General features: G+C 44.2%; 16 protein-coding genes. 12 read left to right on the plus strand and 4 right to left on the minus strand.

The window, feature by feature from the left end; all coding sequences use genetic code 11:
* Window positions 1–41: 41 nt before the first annotated feature.
* From OH455_RS12900 to OH455_RS12915, 4 genes are read left to right on the plus strand one after another with little or no spacing between them, the layout of a single operon-like run.
* Window positions 42–1,187: a hypothetical protein gene (locus tag OH455_RS12900; protein ID WP_269981685.1), complete on the plus strand. Its 1,146-nt coding sequence runs from the start codon at window positions 42–44 to the stop codon at window positions 1,185–1,187.
* Window positions 1,188–2,387, plus strand: a complete 1,200-nt coding sequence (locus OH455_RS12905) for a toxic anion resistance protein (RefSeq protein ID WP_269981686.1) — start codon at window positions 1,188–1,190, stop codon at window positions 2,385–2,387. It begins immediately after the preceding gene.
* Window positions 2,387–2,953, plus strand: coding sequence for a TerD family protein (locus OH455_RS12910; protein ID WP_045976585.1), 567 nt, complete (start codon window positions 2,387–2,389; stop codon window positions 2,951–2,953). Before OH455_RS12905 ends, OH455_RS12910 begins: the two co-directional genes overlap by 1 nt.
* Before the next feature lie 11 nt (window positions 2,954–2,964).
* Complete coding sequence (locus OH455_RS12915; protein WP_045976584.1) at window positions 2,965–3,540, plus strand: TerD family protein; 576 nt, start codon at window positions 2,965–2,967, stop codon at window positions 3,538–3,540.
* Window positions 3,541–3,606: 66 nt separating this feature from the next.
* Here the strand turns inward: OH455_RS12915 and OH455_RS12920 are convergent, their stop codons facing one another.
* On the minus strand, window positions 3,607–4,050 hold the full coding sequence (locus OH455_RS12920; protein ID WP_045976583.1) for a CBS domain-containing protein: 444 nt from the start codon (window positions 4,048–4,050) through the stop codon (window positions 3,607–3,609).
* Between the two features lie 338 nt (window positions 4,051–4,388).
* Here OH455_RS12920 and queA point away from each other — a divergent pair, with 338 nt between their 5' ends.
* The 5 genes from queA to secF all read left to right on the plus strand — a co-directional run bounded on the left by queA (window position 4,389) and on the right by secF (window position 10,179).
* The gene (queA, locus tag OH455_RS12925) at window positions 4,389–5,441 is read left to right on the plus strand and encodes a tRNA preQ1(34) S-adenosylmethionine ribosyltransferase-isomerase QueA (RefSeq protein ID WP_269981687.1); all 1,053 of its coding nucleotides are present in this window, start codon (window positions 4,389–4,391) and stop codon (window positions 5,439–5,441) included.
* Between the two features lie 258 nt (window positions 5,442–5,699).
* Entirely contained in the window at window positions 5,700–6,836 is a 1,137-nt protein-coding gene (gene tgt, locus OH455_RS12930; RefSeq protein ID WP_045976581.1) for a tRNA guanosine(34) transglycosylase Tgt, read from the plus strand.
* Window positions 6,837–7,012: 176 nt separating this feature from the next.
* Window positions 7,013–7,339, plus strand: a complete 327-nt coding sequence (gene yajC, locus OH455_RS12935) for a preprotein translocase subunit YajC (protein ID WP_045976580.1) — start codon at window positions 7,013–7,015, stop codon at window positions 7,337–7,339.
* 21 nt (window positions 7,340–7,360) lie between these two features.
* Window positions 7,361–9,217, plus strand: coding sequence for a protein translocase subunit SecD (gene secD, locus OH455_RS12940; protein ID WP_206370653.1), 1,857 nt, complete (start codon window positions 7,361–7,363; stop codon window positions 9,215–9,217).
* Window positions 9,218–9,231: 14 nt separating this feature from the next.
* A complete protein-coding gene (secF, locus tag OH455_RS12945) occupies window positions 9,232–10,179 on the plus strand; it encodes a protein translocase subunit SecF (RefSeq protein WP_206370652.1) in 948 nt (315 codons plus the stop codon).
* Between the two features lie 80 nt (window positions 10,180–10,259).
* Here secF and OH455_RS12950 read toward each other — a convergent pair whose 3' ends face one another.
* Window positions 10,260–11,189 (minus strand): ABC transporter substrate-binding protein, encoded by a 930-nt coding sequence (locus OH455_RS12950; protein ID WP_045976623.1) that lies wholly within the window; start codon window positions 11,187–11,189, stop codon window positions 10,260–10,262.
* Window positions 11,190–11,726: 537 nt separating this feature from the next.
* Here OH455_RS12950 and mepA point away from each other — a divergent pair.
* From mepA to OH455_RS12965, 3 genes are all read left to right on the plus strand, one after another.
* Window positions 11,727–12,590 carry a penicillin-insensitive murein endopeptidase gene (gene mepA, locus OH455_RS12955; protein ID WP_269981688.1) on the plus strand — a complete coding sequence of 288 codons (864 nt, stop codon included), beginning with the start codon at window positions 11,727–11,729 and terminating at the stop codon, window positions 12,588–12,590.
* Between the two features lie 281 nt (window positions 12,591–12,871).
* Window positions 12,872–14,206: a cytochrome ubiquinol oxidase subunit I gene (locus OH455_RS12960; protein ID WP_269981689.1), complete on the plus strand. Its 1,335-nt coding sequence runs from the start codon at window positions 12,872–12,874 to the stop codon at window positions 14,204–14,206.
* The gene (locus OH455_RS12965; protein ID WP_269981735.1) at window positions 14,206–15,198 is read left to right on the plus strand and encodes a cytochrome d ubiquinol oxidase subunit II; all 993 of its coding nucleotides are present in this window, start codon (window positions 14,206–14,208) and stop codon (window positions 15,196–15,198) included. Before OH455_RS12960 ends, OH455_RS12965 begins: the two co-directional genes overlap by 1 nt.
* A 66-nt stretch (window positions 15,199–15,264) precedes the next feature.
* On the opposite strand, the gene OH455_RS12970 is transcribed toward OH455_RS12965, so the two are convergent.
* The gene (locus OH455_RS12970; RefSeq protein WP_045976575.1) at window positions 15,265–15,519 is read right to left on the minus strand and encodes a YfhL family 4Fe-4S dicluster ferredoxin; all 255 of its coding nucleotides are present in this window, start codon (window positions 15,517–15,519) and stop codon (window positions 15,265–15,267) included.
* A 2-nt stretch (window positions 15,520–15,521) separates the two neighbouring features.
* Complete coding sequence (gene trhP, locus OH455_RS12975) at window positions 15,522–16,922, minus strand: prephenate-dependent tRNA uridine(34) hydroxylase TrhP (protein WP_269981690.1); 1,401 nt, start codon at window positions 16,920–16,922, stop codon at window positions 15,522–15,524.
* Window positions 16,923–16,946 lie beyond the last annotated feature (24 nt).

The raw sequence follows: 16,946 nt of genomic DNA on the forward strand, positions 1-16,946 counted from the left end.
TGAACTATTTTGTTGATTGTTACTGAAGAAGAATATTTTATATGATAAAGACTTTTCATCACAAAGTGGCAAGTAAATCGGATAAAAGCCAGAACCTTGAAGATGACGCCTCCTCGTCACTTCAATCTTCTTCGGGTAGCCCAAAGGTAAAGCAGTTTTTTGGCGTTGCCTCTTCGAGAAATAAAAACGATGAGTCAGCTGCAAGCGAAGAGTCATTGAAAGACTCGATCAAATCAGAAAACGTTTCCTCTAACCAAGGTGTTGATAGAAAACCATCAGTCTTGTTTAGTAATAAAATTAAATCGATTCAGAGTGATGTTGTCGATATTGATGAATCTCTGATACAAAGGATTGAGTTACTCTGTGAAAAAGAGTTTAACGGATTAGTGCTTTCTAAAGGAGAGCATTTGATCATAAGTAATATTAAGTCTGCAATAAATTTCGATGACCCTTCGTGTCAAATTGAGTTTGGTAGCCAGCTTTCAAAACGATTCCAAGATGTACAAGGATTTTTGTCCGATTACGCAAAGATAGGTAAAGTTGACCGAATCCTTGAATTGGGTAAGGTTATCATTGAATTAGCGAAAAGCATTGATATAAACATATTTAATCCAAATAAAATATCGACAAAAATATCTAGTTTTTTAGGCAGTAAGAAACAGAAGATACGTAAGCTTAAGTTTGAATTCGATAGTGTTAGTGACCGTATTGACCTTAGGATAAATAGAATATTTGATAATTTAAATGAAACGCATACAACTTTGGATGAATTTCGAAAATGGTCTCAGGAACTATCGAAATTACAGAATGAAGTAAGGCTAAATATTATTGCGCTCACATTGATTATCGAAAGCCACTCCGGAATAGATAGCCAAATTAACAGGGATTTACCTGAGCTATTTAGGGATGGAAGTAAAGAGGCGTTGAAGCGTTGGGATAGAAAGTTAAATAACCTTAAAGCACTTGGTCAGTCTATAGAATTAACATTTCCACAAATGGAATTATATACCAGTAATCTAGTGACTAGTTTCGAAAGACTTGAAGAGATTAAAGTGAATATTATTCAAGTATGGAAGCAACAGTTTCTGAGCGTTATTGCTGTAGATGAATCTAATGATGCTACTATGTATTACGAACTCAATGATATTCAGGAAACCCTAATTAAAAATATAGAGGATCTTCAATAAATGACTTTTAAACCCGCAAGCTTTAGTCCAAGTAGAGCTATGTCAAATACAGTGGTTGAAACCACACCAATAACAGGTGAGTTATTACCTCAAATTGATCTCAATAAACTTGATACACAACTCAATTTTGCCATTGAAATGTATCAGAAGGAACTAACAGAAGCCGGACTGGACTCCCGAGAGGTTTATTCACAAGTTTATACGCAGTTAAAAGATAGTGATATTTTTTCTTCTCATGGAATATCGACACTCGGTCAATCTTCTGCGGAGAGAATTGGAGAGTATTCTGATTCTATGTTAAAGCATGTGCGTACTAAAGATCTTGAGGAAATGGGCGATAACTTAAATTCAGTTATTGGCCTAGCGAAAGGAGTTGATATTTCCAGCCTCGTTGGTAAGGAAAGCTTTTTTGGAAAGATTGTTCAAAAATTCCGTAACACTAAAGAAGCTATCCTCGCTCAATTTAATTCAGTTAGTACACAGTTAGATCGTGTAGTTAAAGAAGTCGATTCACAACAAAATCGTTTACAAGAAAGATCTGTACAACTTGATGTTGTATTTAACCAGAACATTCTTCAATATAAATCGTTATCTCAATCAATAGTATATGGTGAAGCTAGAGGATTATTGGTTAAAGATAAAATTGATGAACTGTCAGCTGATCCTGAAATGCACAGCTCTCCTCTTAAAGCTCAGATGGTGAGCGATTTAAAATCCAATTATGATCGTATTCAAAAGCGTACACATGATTTAAAGAGTTTGCAGCTATTAGCGTTGCAGACAGCGCCTATGATTCGAATGGTTCAAACTAATAATATTACTTTAATTGAAAAATTTAATAATATAAAAACACTAACCATTCCATCATGGAAAAAGCAATTTACGTTGGCTATTTCCATGCTCGAACAGAAAAAGTCACTGGAGCTTGCTTCAAAAATTGATGATGCCACCAATGACTTAATTCGCAAAAATGCAGATCTATTAAGACAAAATACTTTGCAAACAGCCCAAGCAAATCAGCGTTCAGCAATAGATATTGAAACGCTTGAGCATGTTCAACAAACACTTATCTCTACACTTGAAGATGTTGTCGCTATCGAACAAGAAGGTGCGCGTAACCGCAAGGTAGCTGATGAGAAAATGGTTAGCATGAGACAAGAGCTTTCAAACTTGATGACAAATAAAAAAGGAAATGAATAATGGCTATTAATTTGGAAAAAGGCAGCTCAATTAACCTTAATAAAGTGGAACCGGCACTAACTAAATTGAAGTTGGGGCTAGGTTGGGATCTATTGGCAAACGAGCCGCCACTGGATCTCGATTGCAGTATATTTATTTGCAGCAATGATGCCCAACAACAACCTAAGCTCATTTCCGACAGTCACTTTGTTTTCTATAACAACCTTAAGTGCCCTCAAAATGCGGTAGTTCATGAGGGTGACAATCGAACTGGTGAGGGTGATGGCGATGACGAAGTCATCCATATCGATCTTCCGAATGTTGATCCAAAAGCGACTGAGTTATCGATATTTGTGACTATTCATAATGACCAAGGCAGTTTTTCAAAGGTAAATACGAGTTACATTCGTCTCTACAACGAACTCAGCGGCAATTTAATCGCTGAATACCGCTTGGGCCAAGAGTTTGCCAATGAGTCTGCGGTTCAATTCGGTTCTTTGGTTAGAAACGGTAGTGAATGGTCGTTCCATGCTGTTGGAGCTGGCTATCAATTGGGGCTAGGTGACATTGTTGCTGGCTATCAATAAGGACGACCATAATGGCGATTAATTTATCAAAAAATTCTTCTATCTCTTTGACAAAAGAGGTTGAAAAACTCTCCAAAGTCACGGTTGGACTTGGATGGGATGTGGCAAAATCCAAAGGTTTCTTTTCGTCTCTGTTTACTCCTGCTTCGATTGACCTTGATGCGTCGTGTATTTTGTTTGACGAAGACCTAAAAGAAGTGGATACCGTTTGGTTTGGGCAACTTAAGTCAAATTGCGGTGCAATCAAGCATAAAGGCGATAATCGTACCGGTGATGGTGATGGCGACGACGAACAGATTAGTATTACGTTGCCGAAACTTCCAAAGTCGGTGAAGCACCTTGCAATTACAGTCAACAGCTTTACTGGTCAGTCTTTCCAGAAAGTAGATAATGCATTTTGTCGTGTAATGGATCGCTCTGCCAAGGAAATATGCCGTTTTACTCTGTCAGAACAAGGCCCGCATACAGGTGTGTTTATTGGTTTGCTTAGCCTTAAGCAGGGAGAATGGACATTCAGCTCTAAGGGTATCCCAATGTCTGGTCGAACAGTAGACGATGTGAAAACACAGGTTGCGGCCCACATCTAACTCAGACTGAACGATAAACCAGCGTTTCTTTCTCCAGAACGCTGGTTATCCTCCGCACACAACTTATTAGAACTCTAGTTCTTGCGGTTCATTCTCTATCTGCAGTTCAAGCAGATTGATAGCGATCGCGACAAAGTCACTGTCGGTGATAATTCCAACTAACTGGCCTTTTTCGACGACAGGTAGACAGCCTACTTTGTGTTTCTGCATATAGATGGCGCTTTCTTTTAATCCAGCCTGAGGAGAAACTGTCATGACACCTGTCTTCATGACTTCATATAATGGAGTATTCAAGGTGTAGGACTGATTTTCTGGAATTTGCTGTAAGCTTGATTCTTGTGCGGCCAGCACGTCACGTTGGGAAACCACGCCGAGTAGCTGCTTATTTGCATCAACGATTGGAACGTGGCGAATATCCAGTGCTTCCATGGTATGTTTTGCATCTGCAAGCAGGTGCGAACGCAGCAAGGTATGGGGGGTGCGCGTCATCATATCTTCGACTTTTATCATGGCTGCCTCCTGAGTGATAGAGTTATTGTTGTGGTCTCTTTTAATATAGTAATTTTTAACTCGCGAGTATGAGAGCTGGGTGGGTTTTCACCCCTATAGCCTTGGAAAAGGTGTGGCGAATTATGTACAAAGTATCCATTCAACTTTACAGCCTTCCTCATTGCCTTCCTCAATACCCTTGTTAATTCCACATTGATTACAATATTTCACACCTCAATCCTTGCTATTGCGTTTGTGCGGCATATACTAGTCGGCTGCGAAAAACTCGTCGTCTGTTTGTGACAGAATCAGTTCGACTTCCATCACGACGTAAGAATCCACGGCAAAAGATTAGTAACATGCAAGTATCAGATTTCCATTTTGATTTACCCGATGAGCTCATCGCTCGTTATCCTCAGCCAGAGCGTACCGCTAGCCGTTTACTTCAACTTGATGGTAACAGTGGTGAACTAAGCGATGGCACGTTCATTGATGTACTTGAGCAAGTGCAGCCGGGCGATCTCGTGGTTTTCAATAATACTCGTGTGATTCCTGCGCGTATGTTTGGCCGTAAAGAGTCAGGCGGTAAGTTGGAAGTGTTGGTTGAACGTGTGTTGGATGAAAAAAGCATTCTGGCTCATGTACGCTGCTCTAAATCGCCTAAACCAGGTTCAACTATCTTCATTGGTGAAAAGGACGAGTATTCTGCACAAATGGTTGCCCGCCATGACGCCTTGTTTGAATTGAAATTCAATGCTGAGAAGAACGTGTTGGCGGTTTTGGAAGAGATCGGCCACATGCCACTTCCACCTTATATTGATCGCCCAGATGAAGATTCAGACAAAGAGCGCTACCAAACGGTTTATAACGAAAAACCTGGCGCAGTAGCGGCGCCAACCGCTGGTCTGCATTTTGATGAAGCGCTGCTTGAGAAGATCAAAGCGAAAGGTGCTGAGTTCGCTTATGTGACGCTTCACGTAGGCGCTGGTACATTCCAACCAGTTAAGGTCGAGAATATCAACGACCATCACATGCACGCAGAGTATGTGGAAGTACCGCAAGACGTGGTGGCTGCGATTAACGCTGCCAAAGCGCGTCATGGTCGAATCATCGCAGTGGGTACAACTTCGGTACGCTCACTAGAAAGTGCAGCGCAGGATGCATTGAAGAAAGGCACAGCGCTTGCGCCATTCTTTGGTGATACTGAAATCTTTATCTATCCGGGTTACGAATATCAGTTAGTGGATTGTTTAATCACTAATTTCCACCTGCCAGAATCGACACTGATCATGTTGGTCAGTGCATTTGCAGGTTATGAAAATACGATGAACGCCTATAAACATGCTGTAGAGAATAACTACCGTTTCTTCTCGTATGGCGATTCAATGTTCATAAAAAAGAAAACGGTATAGATTACTTTGAGAGATTCCTGATATCTCGTGCCTCGATTCAGGAATGACGGTTTTGTCATTCCATAGAGTGAGGAACGAGCGAGTAGGGAATCTCTTATGTTCAGCATTGAACTGAACGCAAACAATTTACGAGTGCTAGCAGTAGGCTAGGAAGTAGAGTAATCGGATACTCTGCATCTCGCATGGAAGGCGACCGCTCCCTAATGGGGATAACCCCGAAAATATCGTCAGACTGTTTCTCTGACAATTGGAGGCTTCGTGAAGTTAAAATTTGATCTTAAGAAGAAAGATGGTGTTGCACGCCGTGGTCAACTGACCTTTGAGCGTGGTACGGTTCAGACACCTGCCTTTATGCCTGTTGGTACTTACGGTACTGTTAAAGGTATGACGCCTGAAGAAGTAAAAGGCACAGGCGCAGAGATTCTTCTTGGCAACACTTTCCACCTTTGGTTACGTCCAGGTCAGGAAATTATGAAAATGCATGGCGACTTGCACGATTTCATGAACTGGCACGGTCCTATCCTGACAGACTCAGGTGGTTTTCAGGTATTTAGTCTAGGTGACATCCGCAAAATCACTGAAGAGGGCGTACACTTCCGTAACCCTGTAAACGGTGACAAGATTTTCATGGATGCAGAGAAGTCGATGGAAATCCAAAAAGACCTTGGGTCTGACATTGTGATGATCTTTGACGAATGTACGCCATACCCAGCGACACACGCAGAAGCGAAAAAGTCGATGGAAATGTCGCTGCGTTGGGCACAGCGCTCACGTGATCATTTCGACAAGCTTGAAAACGAGAACAACCTATTTGGTATTGTTCAGGGTGGCGTTTACGAAGACCTACGTGATGTATCGGTTAAAGGCCTTACAGAAATTGGCTTCGATGGCTACGCAGTCGGTGGTTTGGCCGTTGGTGAACCAAAAGAAGACATGCACCGTATTCTTGAGCATACCTGCCCACAGCTTCCGGAAGACAAACCTCGTTACTTAATGGGTGTTGGCAAACCAGAAGATTTAGTAGAAGGTGTACGCCGCGGTATTGATATGTTTGACTGTGTAATGCCAACACGTAATGCTCGTAATGGTCACCTATTTGTGACTGGTGGTGTGATCAAGATCCGTAATGCGAAACATAAAACGGATACAACACCATTAGATCCTGAATGTGACTGTTACACTTGTCAAAATTACTCTAAGTCATACCTCCATCACTTAGATCGCTGTAATGAAATTTTAGGTGCTCGCCTGAATACCATTCACAACTTGCGCTACTACCAACGTGTGATGGAAAGTATCCGTAAGGCGATTGATGAAGATCGTTTTGATGAGTTCGTCAAAGAGTTCTATGAGCGTCGTGGCCGTGAAGTGCCGCCACTGGCGAAGGAACAGTAATTGACCAGATAAGAGAATTAAAGCCTTTGGCATTTTGCCAAAGGCTTTTGCTAATAAAGTAGGCAGACGCAATGAATTTTTGAGATAGTGATCGCTAATAGTCATTCTTTCTCTTGAAACTCAAAAGCGTAGGCCCAACTTGGAATATTAATAAAAAATAATAGAGGATTGTTTTAATGATTAATCAAGCTCACGCAGCAGCAGAAGGCGCACCAGCAGGCGGCGGTTTCGAAATGCTAATCATGCTTGGCATGTTCGCGGTCATTTTCTACTTTATGATTTACCGTCCACAAGCTAAGCGCGTGAAAGAACACAAGAGCCTAATGTCTTCTATGAGTAAAGGTGATGAAGTTCTAACTAGCGGTGGCCTAGTAGGTAAAATCACTAAGATTGCAGAAGACAACGACTACATCTCAATCGAGCTAAACACGAATAACGAAGTTGTTATCAAGAAAGATTTCGTTACTGCAGTGCTACCAAAGGGTACGCTGAAGTCTCTATAAAACAGCTAAAGGATCCTCGCTGTGCTTAACCGCTATCCGTTATGGAAGTATTTGATGGTGGTGTTTACCATCGCTATCGCAGCATTGTATGCACTTCCAAATATCTACGGTGAAGATCCGGCAATTCAAGTTACAGGGGCGCGTGGCGCCTCTGTAGATATGTCAACGCTGGATTCTGTCACCGAAGCTCTTGATGAAAAGGGCTTATCTCATAAATCCATTGCTCTCGAAAATGGATCCATTCTTGTACGCTTCAACGATACCGACACTCAGATAAGTGCTCGCGATGTGATCAATGAAGCACTAGGTAAAGACAAAATTGTTGCTCTTAATCTAGCCCCTGCAACACCTGACTGGTTAGAAGCGGTTGGCGCAGCGCCAATGAAGCTCGGCCTTGACCTTCGCGGTGGTGTTCACTTCCTGATGGAAGTGGATATGGACGCAGCGATGGAAAAGCTGGTCAGTCAGCAGGAAGAAGCGTTCCGTAGTGAACTGCGTGAAGAAAAGATTCGCTATCGTGCGATTCGTCCTTCAGGTCAAGAATCTGTTGAAGTCTTACTGCGTAATGAAGAGCAGCTTGCGGATGCCAAACGCTTACTGCAGCAAAACCATCCTGATATGACATTTGTCGATGCAGACACTGATGGTCGTTTTACTCTGACGGCTACTTTCACTGAGCAACGCCTGACTGAAATTCGCAACTACGCTGTGGAGCAGAACATTACCATTCTGCGCAACCGTGTAAACGAACTGGGTGTGGCTGAACCACTTGTACAGCGTCAGGGTGCAAGCCGAATTGTTGTTGAACTGCCAGGTGTTCAGGACACCGCTCGTGCGAAGGAAATCCTGGGTGCGACGGCAACGCTTGAATTCCGCGAAGTCGACGACAAAGCGGATCTCGCTGCAGCAGCTAGTGGTCGTGCGCCAGCGGGTAGTGAAATCAAGCAAGATAGAGATGGTCGTCCAGTTGTGCTTAAAAAGCGTGTAATCCTAGGCGGTTCGAGCATCACTGATGCGAGTTCAAGTGTGGATGAATATGGTCGCCCTCAAGTTAACATCTCACTAGATAGCGAAGGTGGTAACAAAATGTCAGCGTTCTCCAAAAAGAACATTGGCAAGCTGATGGCAACCGTGTTTGCTGAATATAAAGACAGCGGACGCAAGACGGCAGATGGTCGCGTTATCCTGACTAAGCATGAAGAAGTGATTAACCAAGCAACGATTCAATCAGCGCTTGGCCGTAACTTCCGCATCACAGGTATCGATTCAGCGGCTGAAGCGCACAACTTGGCACTATTGCTTCGCGCAGGTGCTCTGATTGCGCCGATTTCTATCGTTGAAGAACGTACAATTGGTCCATCTATGGGTCAACAGAACATCGACATGGGTATCATGGCGTGTATCTGGGGTATGGCGGCAGTTATGCTATTCACGCTGCTTTACTACCGTAAGTTTGGTCTGATTGCCAATACCGCGCTGATGGTAAACCTTGTACTGATTATTGGTGTGATGTCGATGATTCCGGGAGCAACAATGACGTTGCCTGGTATCGCCGGTATTGTTCTGACAGTCGGTATGGCGGTCGATGCTAACGTCTTGATTTTCGAACGGATACGTGAAGAGTTACGTGACGGGCGAAACCCTCAGCAGGCGATTCATCAAGGTTATGCGAACGCATTCAGCACCATTGCCGATGCCAACATCACCACCTTGATTACCGCAATTATCCTGTTTGCTGTAGGTACAGGCGCAATCAAAGGCTTCGCCGTTACGCTGTCTATCGGTATCTTAACGTCTATGTTTACTGCCATCATTGGTACACGTTGTATCGTGAACCTAATGTACGGTGGTAAGCGCATCAACAAACTGTCGATCTAAGGCTAGGAATTATTATGTTTCAGATTCTAAAAGCAGACAAATTGATCGACTTTATGCGTTGGTCGAAATTCGCCTTCGTGCTGTCGATCCTGATGATTGGTGCGTCGATTTTTACTCTTTCTACCAAGTGGTTGAACTGGGGCCTAGACTTCACTGGCGGTACGCTGATTGAAGTTGGCTTTGAGCAGCCAGCCGATTTGGAAGAGATTCGTACTGCGCTGGAAGCAAAAGGTTTTGGTGACGCAACGGTTCAAAACTTTGGTAGTGCTCGTGATGTGATGGTGCGTTTGCGCCCTCGTGATGGTGTTGCTGGTGAAGCGTTGGGCAACCAGATTCTTTCTGCTATCAAAGACGGCACAGGTGAAAGCGTTGAAATGCGCCGTATTGAGTTTGTCGGACCAAACGTAGGTGATGAGTTAACCGAAGCTGGTGGCCTGGCGATCATCGTTTCTCTTATCTGTATTCTGATTTACGTTTCGGTACGATTTGAATGGCGTTTAGCAGCTGGTGCGGTACTTGCTCTAGCACATGACGTTATCATTACGCTTGGCGTGTTCTCCTTGATGCAGATTGAGGTTGACCTGACGATTGTGGCAGCCTTGCTGACGGTAGTGGGGTACTCGCTCAACGATACCATTGTTGTATTTGACCGTATTCGTGAAAACTTCCGCAAGATGCGTAAAGGCGAACCGGCTGAAATCATGAACAGCTCAATCACACAAACATTGAGCCGTACCTTGATTACATCCGGTACTACATTGTTCGTAGTGATTGCTCTGTTTACGCAAGGTGGCGCTATGATTCATGGCTTCGCCACCGCACTTCTACTGGGTATCACTGTGGGTACATACTCTTCAATCTATGTGGCTTCGGCACTGGCATTAAAACTGGGTATTACTAAAGAACACCTGATGCCGCCTCAAGTTGAGAAAGAAGGCGCAGAGTTTGACGAAATGCCATAAGGCATAAAGTTTTGTATGAGCAAGGCCGCTGACAAGTCAGCGGCCTTTTTGTTTTTATCAGGGGTAATTAACCGCCTTAATCAATCGTATTTCATTAACAATGCTTGATTGACGCTAGGCAGAAGCATATTTTCTTTGGTGACAAAAATGGTCTCAGTAGCGATGTTTTTGGCGTATTCTTGGCCTAGGAAGGCTTGATACACGGTATAGACGCTTTTGTAGCCCATTTCAAAAGGTTGCTGGATGATCAGTCCATAAATAGAACCGTCTTCTAGTGCATTCACCAGAGAATCATTGGAGTCGAAGCCGATATGAACCAATTCTTGTGTCGATGGAGTAGTATCGAGTGCCATGAGAACAGCCAACGTTGTCGATTCATTCGGTGTAAATATGCCGTCTAGATTGTCTGTTTTCTGTGCAAGAATTTGCTCTGCGTTTTTGCGCGCTTCGCCAATTTTAGTACCTAGATAGTTATCGATAGTGATACTAAGTCCTGATGCGGTAGCGCCGTCGATAAAGCCCTTTTCACGAGCATCGGTGGATATCACGCCCTTTTTCATTCTAAGCAGTGCCACCTTACCTTTATTCCCTAACTTTTTGGCCATCTCCTGGCCAGCCATTACGCCTGCTTGGTAGTTATTGGTTGCAATAACACTCACCACATCAGGAGAGCCAGTATCGCGATCAAAGTAGACTGTGGGTACCCCCGCTTCTTTCAAACGGGCGACATCATAGGCCCTATCTTGGGTATTTGGCGCTAAGACCAAGCCAATACAGGCATTCTCCATGACTTGATCTATGATGAAGCGCTGAGCACTGACATCGGACTCATCGTGGGGGCCACGAAAGTAAATTTTAAGGCCTAACTCTTGGCCTGCTTTTTCACTTCCTGCTTTGACTGATTTCCAGAAGTCATGCACGGAGCCCGCTGGGACGACACCAATACAATCTTTGGCAAACGAAAAAGAGCTGAAAATCAGAGCAAGTAAGTAAATTATTCGTCGTGCCATATTGTCGATCCCTCCTCTTTCGTCTGGTATATAGGAGATCAGGCCAGTCGATTTAATCGCGTACATTATTAACCCTAGTTCACTTGAGTTAAGAGCATCAAGAAACCCAGTCATAAGACATAATGTTTTGCTTGATATGATGGAGGAACCAGCAATAAAGAGTGCTATCCATGCCACATTTATATTTTCGCGCATTAGAAACTCAAAGTTTTAAGCCTTATCGAAATCTTTGATTGATAAATTCCAGCTAACGATGAGTTGCCCGAATGCGGGTATGGTATTCGAGCATGTTTACACTGCGTTTTATCCTCAAGGTGAAGGAGGCAGGCGTATCGGTTTATTGAGGTGTTGTGAGTTTAGCCATGGGCAGCAAATGCAGGAGAGGGTGGCTCAATTATTATTCAACGGGTACCGAGTAAATAGGAGAAGGTATCGACGTAAGAGTGATTTATACAGCGATATAGGTGACCACGTTTTACGACAACGGTGAGCATTGTTGAGCTAAACTAGTGACAAGTGAAAATGATAAAGCGAAGTATGAACGGGTTAAAGCTTACTAGGTTAGTGCTGTTTGCCCTCATGGTACCTACTGTGTTGGCAAGCCCATGGGAGAAGATTAGATCGCCTTCGACACAGCCTCCTGAATCGATTGGTAGTTATGCTAATGGTTGCCTTTCAGGTGCTGTGGATCTGCCTCTTCAAGGGGAGGGATATCAAGTATTGCGCAGCCACAAACAACGCTATTATGCTCATCCACAAGCGGTTAGTTTTATTCAGCGCCTCGCCAATATGGTTTCACAACGATTAAACACTCGTATTCTGATTGGTGATATCTCATTACCTCAAGGGGGGCGTTTCTCCTCTGGGCATTCGAGCCATCAGACCGGCTTGGATATCGATATATGGCTAAAATTGGCTGATGGTGAACTTTCTTCGCAACAGCTTAGTGATCCTGAACCAATGAGTGTGGTTAACCTCGAACAGTATCAATTAGTTAAAAAAAACTGGGATGAACGCCATTTTGAGCTGATAAAAATGGCTGCGAGTGATGAAAAGGTAGCCCGCATTTTTGTTCACCCTGTAATCAAAGACAAACTGTGCACACAGGAAGTATCGTCTGAGCGGGGCTGGTTGAGAAAAGTGCGACCGTGGTGGGGGCATCATTATCATATGCACGTCAGACTCAAGTGCCCGGAGGATAACAGTCAGTGTCAATCACAGACCGCCCCCCCTAAAGGCGATGGATGTGGGGCTGAACTGTCTAGCTGGAAACCTCAGCCTAAACCCGCAGCAGCTAAGGCTGACAATACCCAGAAAAAAAGCAAAAAGCCGAAAATAATGCCAACTCAGTGTATCGATCTATTGGACAGGTCTGTGGCGAAGCGCACTAATTATCTGTAATTTTATTTCACGTATTTCGAATTTAAAATTCGAAAATTCCGAACTGTCATTTTTTTACTGCTCTAGATTACACTTTTTATCTTTTTGTTTAAATTGGCTACTTATTGTCGTTATTTGTGACAGTTTTTATTACTACTTTGGTGTTCTTAATTGATATAAATCATTCCGAGAGAAAATTTTCCCTTCATTTTTCTCTGATGTTTAATCCAAACGGTCGTCTTTTTCGTAACTAAATTACAGTTTAAGACATTTAAAGAATGACACGTTGTTTAGGAACCCAAATGTTAGATACCCTCATGCTGTCGCGGATCCAGTTCGCCGCCAATATCAGCTTTCATATTCTTTTCCCGACCATCACGATAGCGTTAGCTTGGATGCTGGTCTTTTTTAAATGGCGCTACAATCGCTCACAATCACCGGTCTGGTTGGATGTATACTATTTTTGGGTAAAAATTTTTGCGTTAACCTTTGCTCTCGGCGTGGTGTCAGGCATCACCATGAGTTTCCAATTTGGCACCAATTGGCCCGGTTTTATGGAACGAGTCGGAAATGTTGCTGGCCCCTTGCTCGGCTATGAAGTCATGACTGCTTTTTTCATGGAAGCGACATTTCTTGGCGTTATGCTATTTGGACGTGGACGAGTTGCGGAGTGGTTTCATACCTTAGCGACGGTACTGGTTGCTGTCGGTACCACGATGTCTGCATTTTGGATTTTAGTCCTCAACAGTTGGATGCATACCCCGAATGGCTATGAAGTGATTGACGGCATCGTTCACGTAACGAGCTGGAAAGAGGTTATTCTTAATCCTTCTCTACCATATCGTTTTAGTCATACTTTACTAGCCTCTGCTTTGACGGCGAGCTTTCTGATCGCGGGTATCTCGGCTTACCAAGTGCTGAAACAACCCGATCATCGCGCCGCGCAATTGGGTCTGAGAGTTTCACTGTTCGCGGCGGCAGGTTTTATTCCTCTACAGATATTCGTTGGCGATTTGCATGGTTTAAACACGTTGGAACATCAACCTGCAAAAATTGCGGCGATGGAAGGAGTATGGGAATCAGAAAAAGGTGCACCATTACTGCTCTTCGCCATACCAAATGAGGAACAGCGTAGCAATGACTTCGAGATAGGTATTCCCAAACTGGCAAGCTTGATATTGACTCACGACATTGATGGCGAAATAAAAGGCCTTAATGAGTTTACTCCCAATCACCCACCAGTAAAGCCGTTATTTTTTGGTTTTAGAATTATGGTCGGTGTTGGAGTGTTGATGCTGTTTGTCAGTTGGTATGGTGCAATGAAGCTTGCGCGCGGCTCTGGCCTACCCAAACCTTATTTGATGACCGTTTTAGCAATGACATTTTCCGGTTGGGTGGCAACTTTAGCTGGCTGGTACGTTACGGAAATTGGACGACAGCCTTGGTTGGTGAGTGGTGTGCTACGCACTTCTGAAGCAGTAACGTCAGTAGCTTCAAGTAGTGTGATGATTTCTCTAATGATGTATTTAGCTATCTACGCGTTGTTACTGGTGGCTTACATTCACACCCTGTTTTATTTGGCACGTAAAGATGTTACTGCCCATCAAGTACCACTGATCCAACAGGAGGCGCAATGATGCTCGACTATTTGCCGGAAATTTATCTGCTGCTGCTTGGTTTCTCAGTCTTTATGTACGCTGTGCTAGACGGTTATGATTTGGGTGTAGGTATGTTGCTACCGAGCGACAATGAACAGCAGCGTGATCGAATGATTGCTTCCATAGGGCCGTTTTGGGATGCGAATGAAACTTGGTTGGTGTTGGCGATCGGTATTTTACTGATTGCCTTTCCTACGGCACACAGTTTGATCCTGATTGAACTTTACTTACCGACAGCTATTATGTTGATAGCGCTTATTATGCGTGGTGTTGCATTTGACTTTCGAGCGAAGGCCAATGCAGACCATAAAACACATTGGGATTGGTGCTTCAGAGTCGGTTCATTGATCGCTGCGTTGACGCAAGGTTATATGGTCGGTCGTTACATTATGGGGTTTGAGCAAAGTAGTGAAGCTCTGGGTTTTGCTTGGTTGAGTGCTTTGTGTGTCGCTGCTGCTTATGTCTATATCGGTGGCGCTTGGTTGGTATTGAAAACCGCAGGCGATCTACAGATCCGTTCCGCACGATGGTCCCGAAGAGCGGGGTGGGTTGCCGCCACTGGCATCTTGGTTGTCAGCGTTGTGAATCCGATAGTCAATGAACAGGTTGCATTGCGCTGGTTTAGTTTCCCTGAAATGTTACTACTGGCCCCCGTGCCGATTATCGTGTTAATGACGATATTCCTTGTCGATCGCTATCTTCGTCAGGTTCCTATGGTCAATGACCTTGGTGCTCGCTGGCCGTTCTTTGGGGTTACGGTGATCTTTGCTTTGAGTTTCCTTGGACTTGCTTATAGCTTTTTTCCTGAGGTAGTGCCGGGAATGATGACAGCCAAGCAGGCGGCTTCTTCCCCTGCGACTTTGATGATTGTCGGTTATGGTGTGATGGTCGTAATGCCGATGATCTTACTTTATACCTTCGCGGTTTATCGAATCTTCAAAGGTAAGGCGACGGAGCTAAGCTACAAATAGCAAAAGACAGCAAACAATAACCAAAACGCCGCTCAGTTGAGCGGCGTTTTAATGATAGCTTCAGGGTTAAGCTAGTCCTTGAATGATGACGAATTTCTCTAGAAGCTGTTCTTCAGTTTCGACATGGTTTGGGTCAGTGATGATGCACTTGGTGATCGGGCACACAGACTGGCAGGTCGGTTGCTCATAATGGCCTTTACATTCGGTGCAAAGATCGGGGTCGATCTCAAAGATAGTGTCACCCATGGTGATCGCGCCATTTGGGCACTCTGGGTCACACATATCACAATTAATGCACTTATCCGTGATCAACAACGCCATGGTTATTTACCTGTTGGGTTACGGGTATCCTGACCATTGTTGAGATTGCGCATTAACAGGCCGTATTCTAGGTTCATGTCTTGTGGTACAGGAATGAAGACAAAGTGGCCATTTCCTTTTGCGTCATCAACGGGTTGTGATTTACGGTTTTCCATCGCTTCTAGGGTAAAGACAACGTTACCTTTCGGTGTCATCAGCTCAAGGCTGTCACCCACAATGAATTTATTCTTCACTTCCACTTCAGCAAGATCACCACGACGTTTCCCCGTGAACTCACCGACAAATTGCTGAGCATCAGAGACAGAATAACCGTAGTCGTAATTTTGGTAAGTATCGTGCGTATGACGACGCAGGAAGCCCTCTGTGTAGCCACGGTGAGCTAGGCTCTCAAGTGTTGTCATCAGACTTTCATCGAATGGCTTGCCTGCGACAGCATCGTCGATCGCTTTACGATAAACCTGTGCAGTACGTGCACAGTAGTAGAATGACTTAGTACGACCTTCAATCTTGAGTGAGTGGACACCCATTTTAGTTAGACGCTCAACGTGCTGAATGGCACGCAGGTCTTTTGAGTTCATGATGTAAGTGCCGTGCTCATCTTCGAACGCCGCCATCTTTTCTTCTGGGCGGTGGCTTTCAGAAAGCAGTACCACTTCGTCGGTTGGTTTACCTAGACCAAGTGTTGCCTCAGGGCGCTCATCTTGCACTTCAACCGCTTGTGCTTCATTGGGGTCGAAGGCTTCAACGATATCGCCAGAGTCGTTCTCTTTGCCTTTTTCGACGTTGTATTCCCAACGACATGCATTGGTGCATGTACCTTGGTTAGGGTCACGTTTGTTGATGTAACCGGATAGAAGACAACGACCCGAATAAGCCATACAAAGTGCACCATGAACGAAGACTTCAAGTTCAGTTTCAGGGCAGTGCTGACGAATTTCTTCGATCTCTTCCAGAGAAAGCTCGCGAGAAACAATCACGCGTTCAACGCCATTAGCTGCCCAGAATTTAACCGTTGCCCAGTTGACGGCGTTGGCTTGAACGGACAGGTGAATTGGCATTTCTGGGAATGCTTCACGAACCATCATAATCAGACCAGGATCTGACATGATGAGCGCATCAGGGCCCATTTCAACCACCGGCTTCAGGTCACGGATGAAGGTCTTTAGCTTGGAGTTGTGCGGCTGGATGTTACATACCACGTAAAGCTTTTTGCCTTGGGCGTGCGCTTCGTCGATACCAATTTTTAGGTTTTCGTGGTTGAACTCGTTGTTACGTACGCGAAGGCTGTAACGAGGCTGGCCTGCGTATACCGCGTCTGCACCATAGGCAAAGGCGTAACGCATATTTTTTAGGCTACCCGCTGGTGACAGTAGCTCTGGTACGAATGCTTTCTCAGTTGTCATTTCATAATTCTCTTAGTCTGATCT

This window comes from Vibrio sp. T11.5 (assembly GCF_027587155.1).
Classification (GTDB): Bacteria; Pseudomonadota; Gammaproteobacteria; order Enterobacterales; family Vibrionaceae; genus Vibrio; species Vibrio neptunius.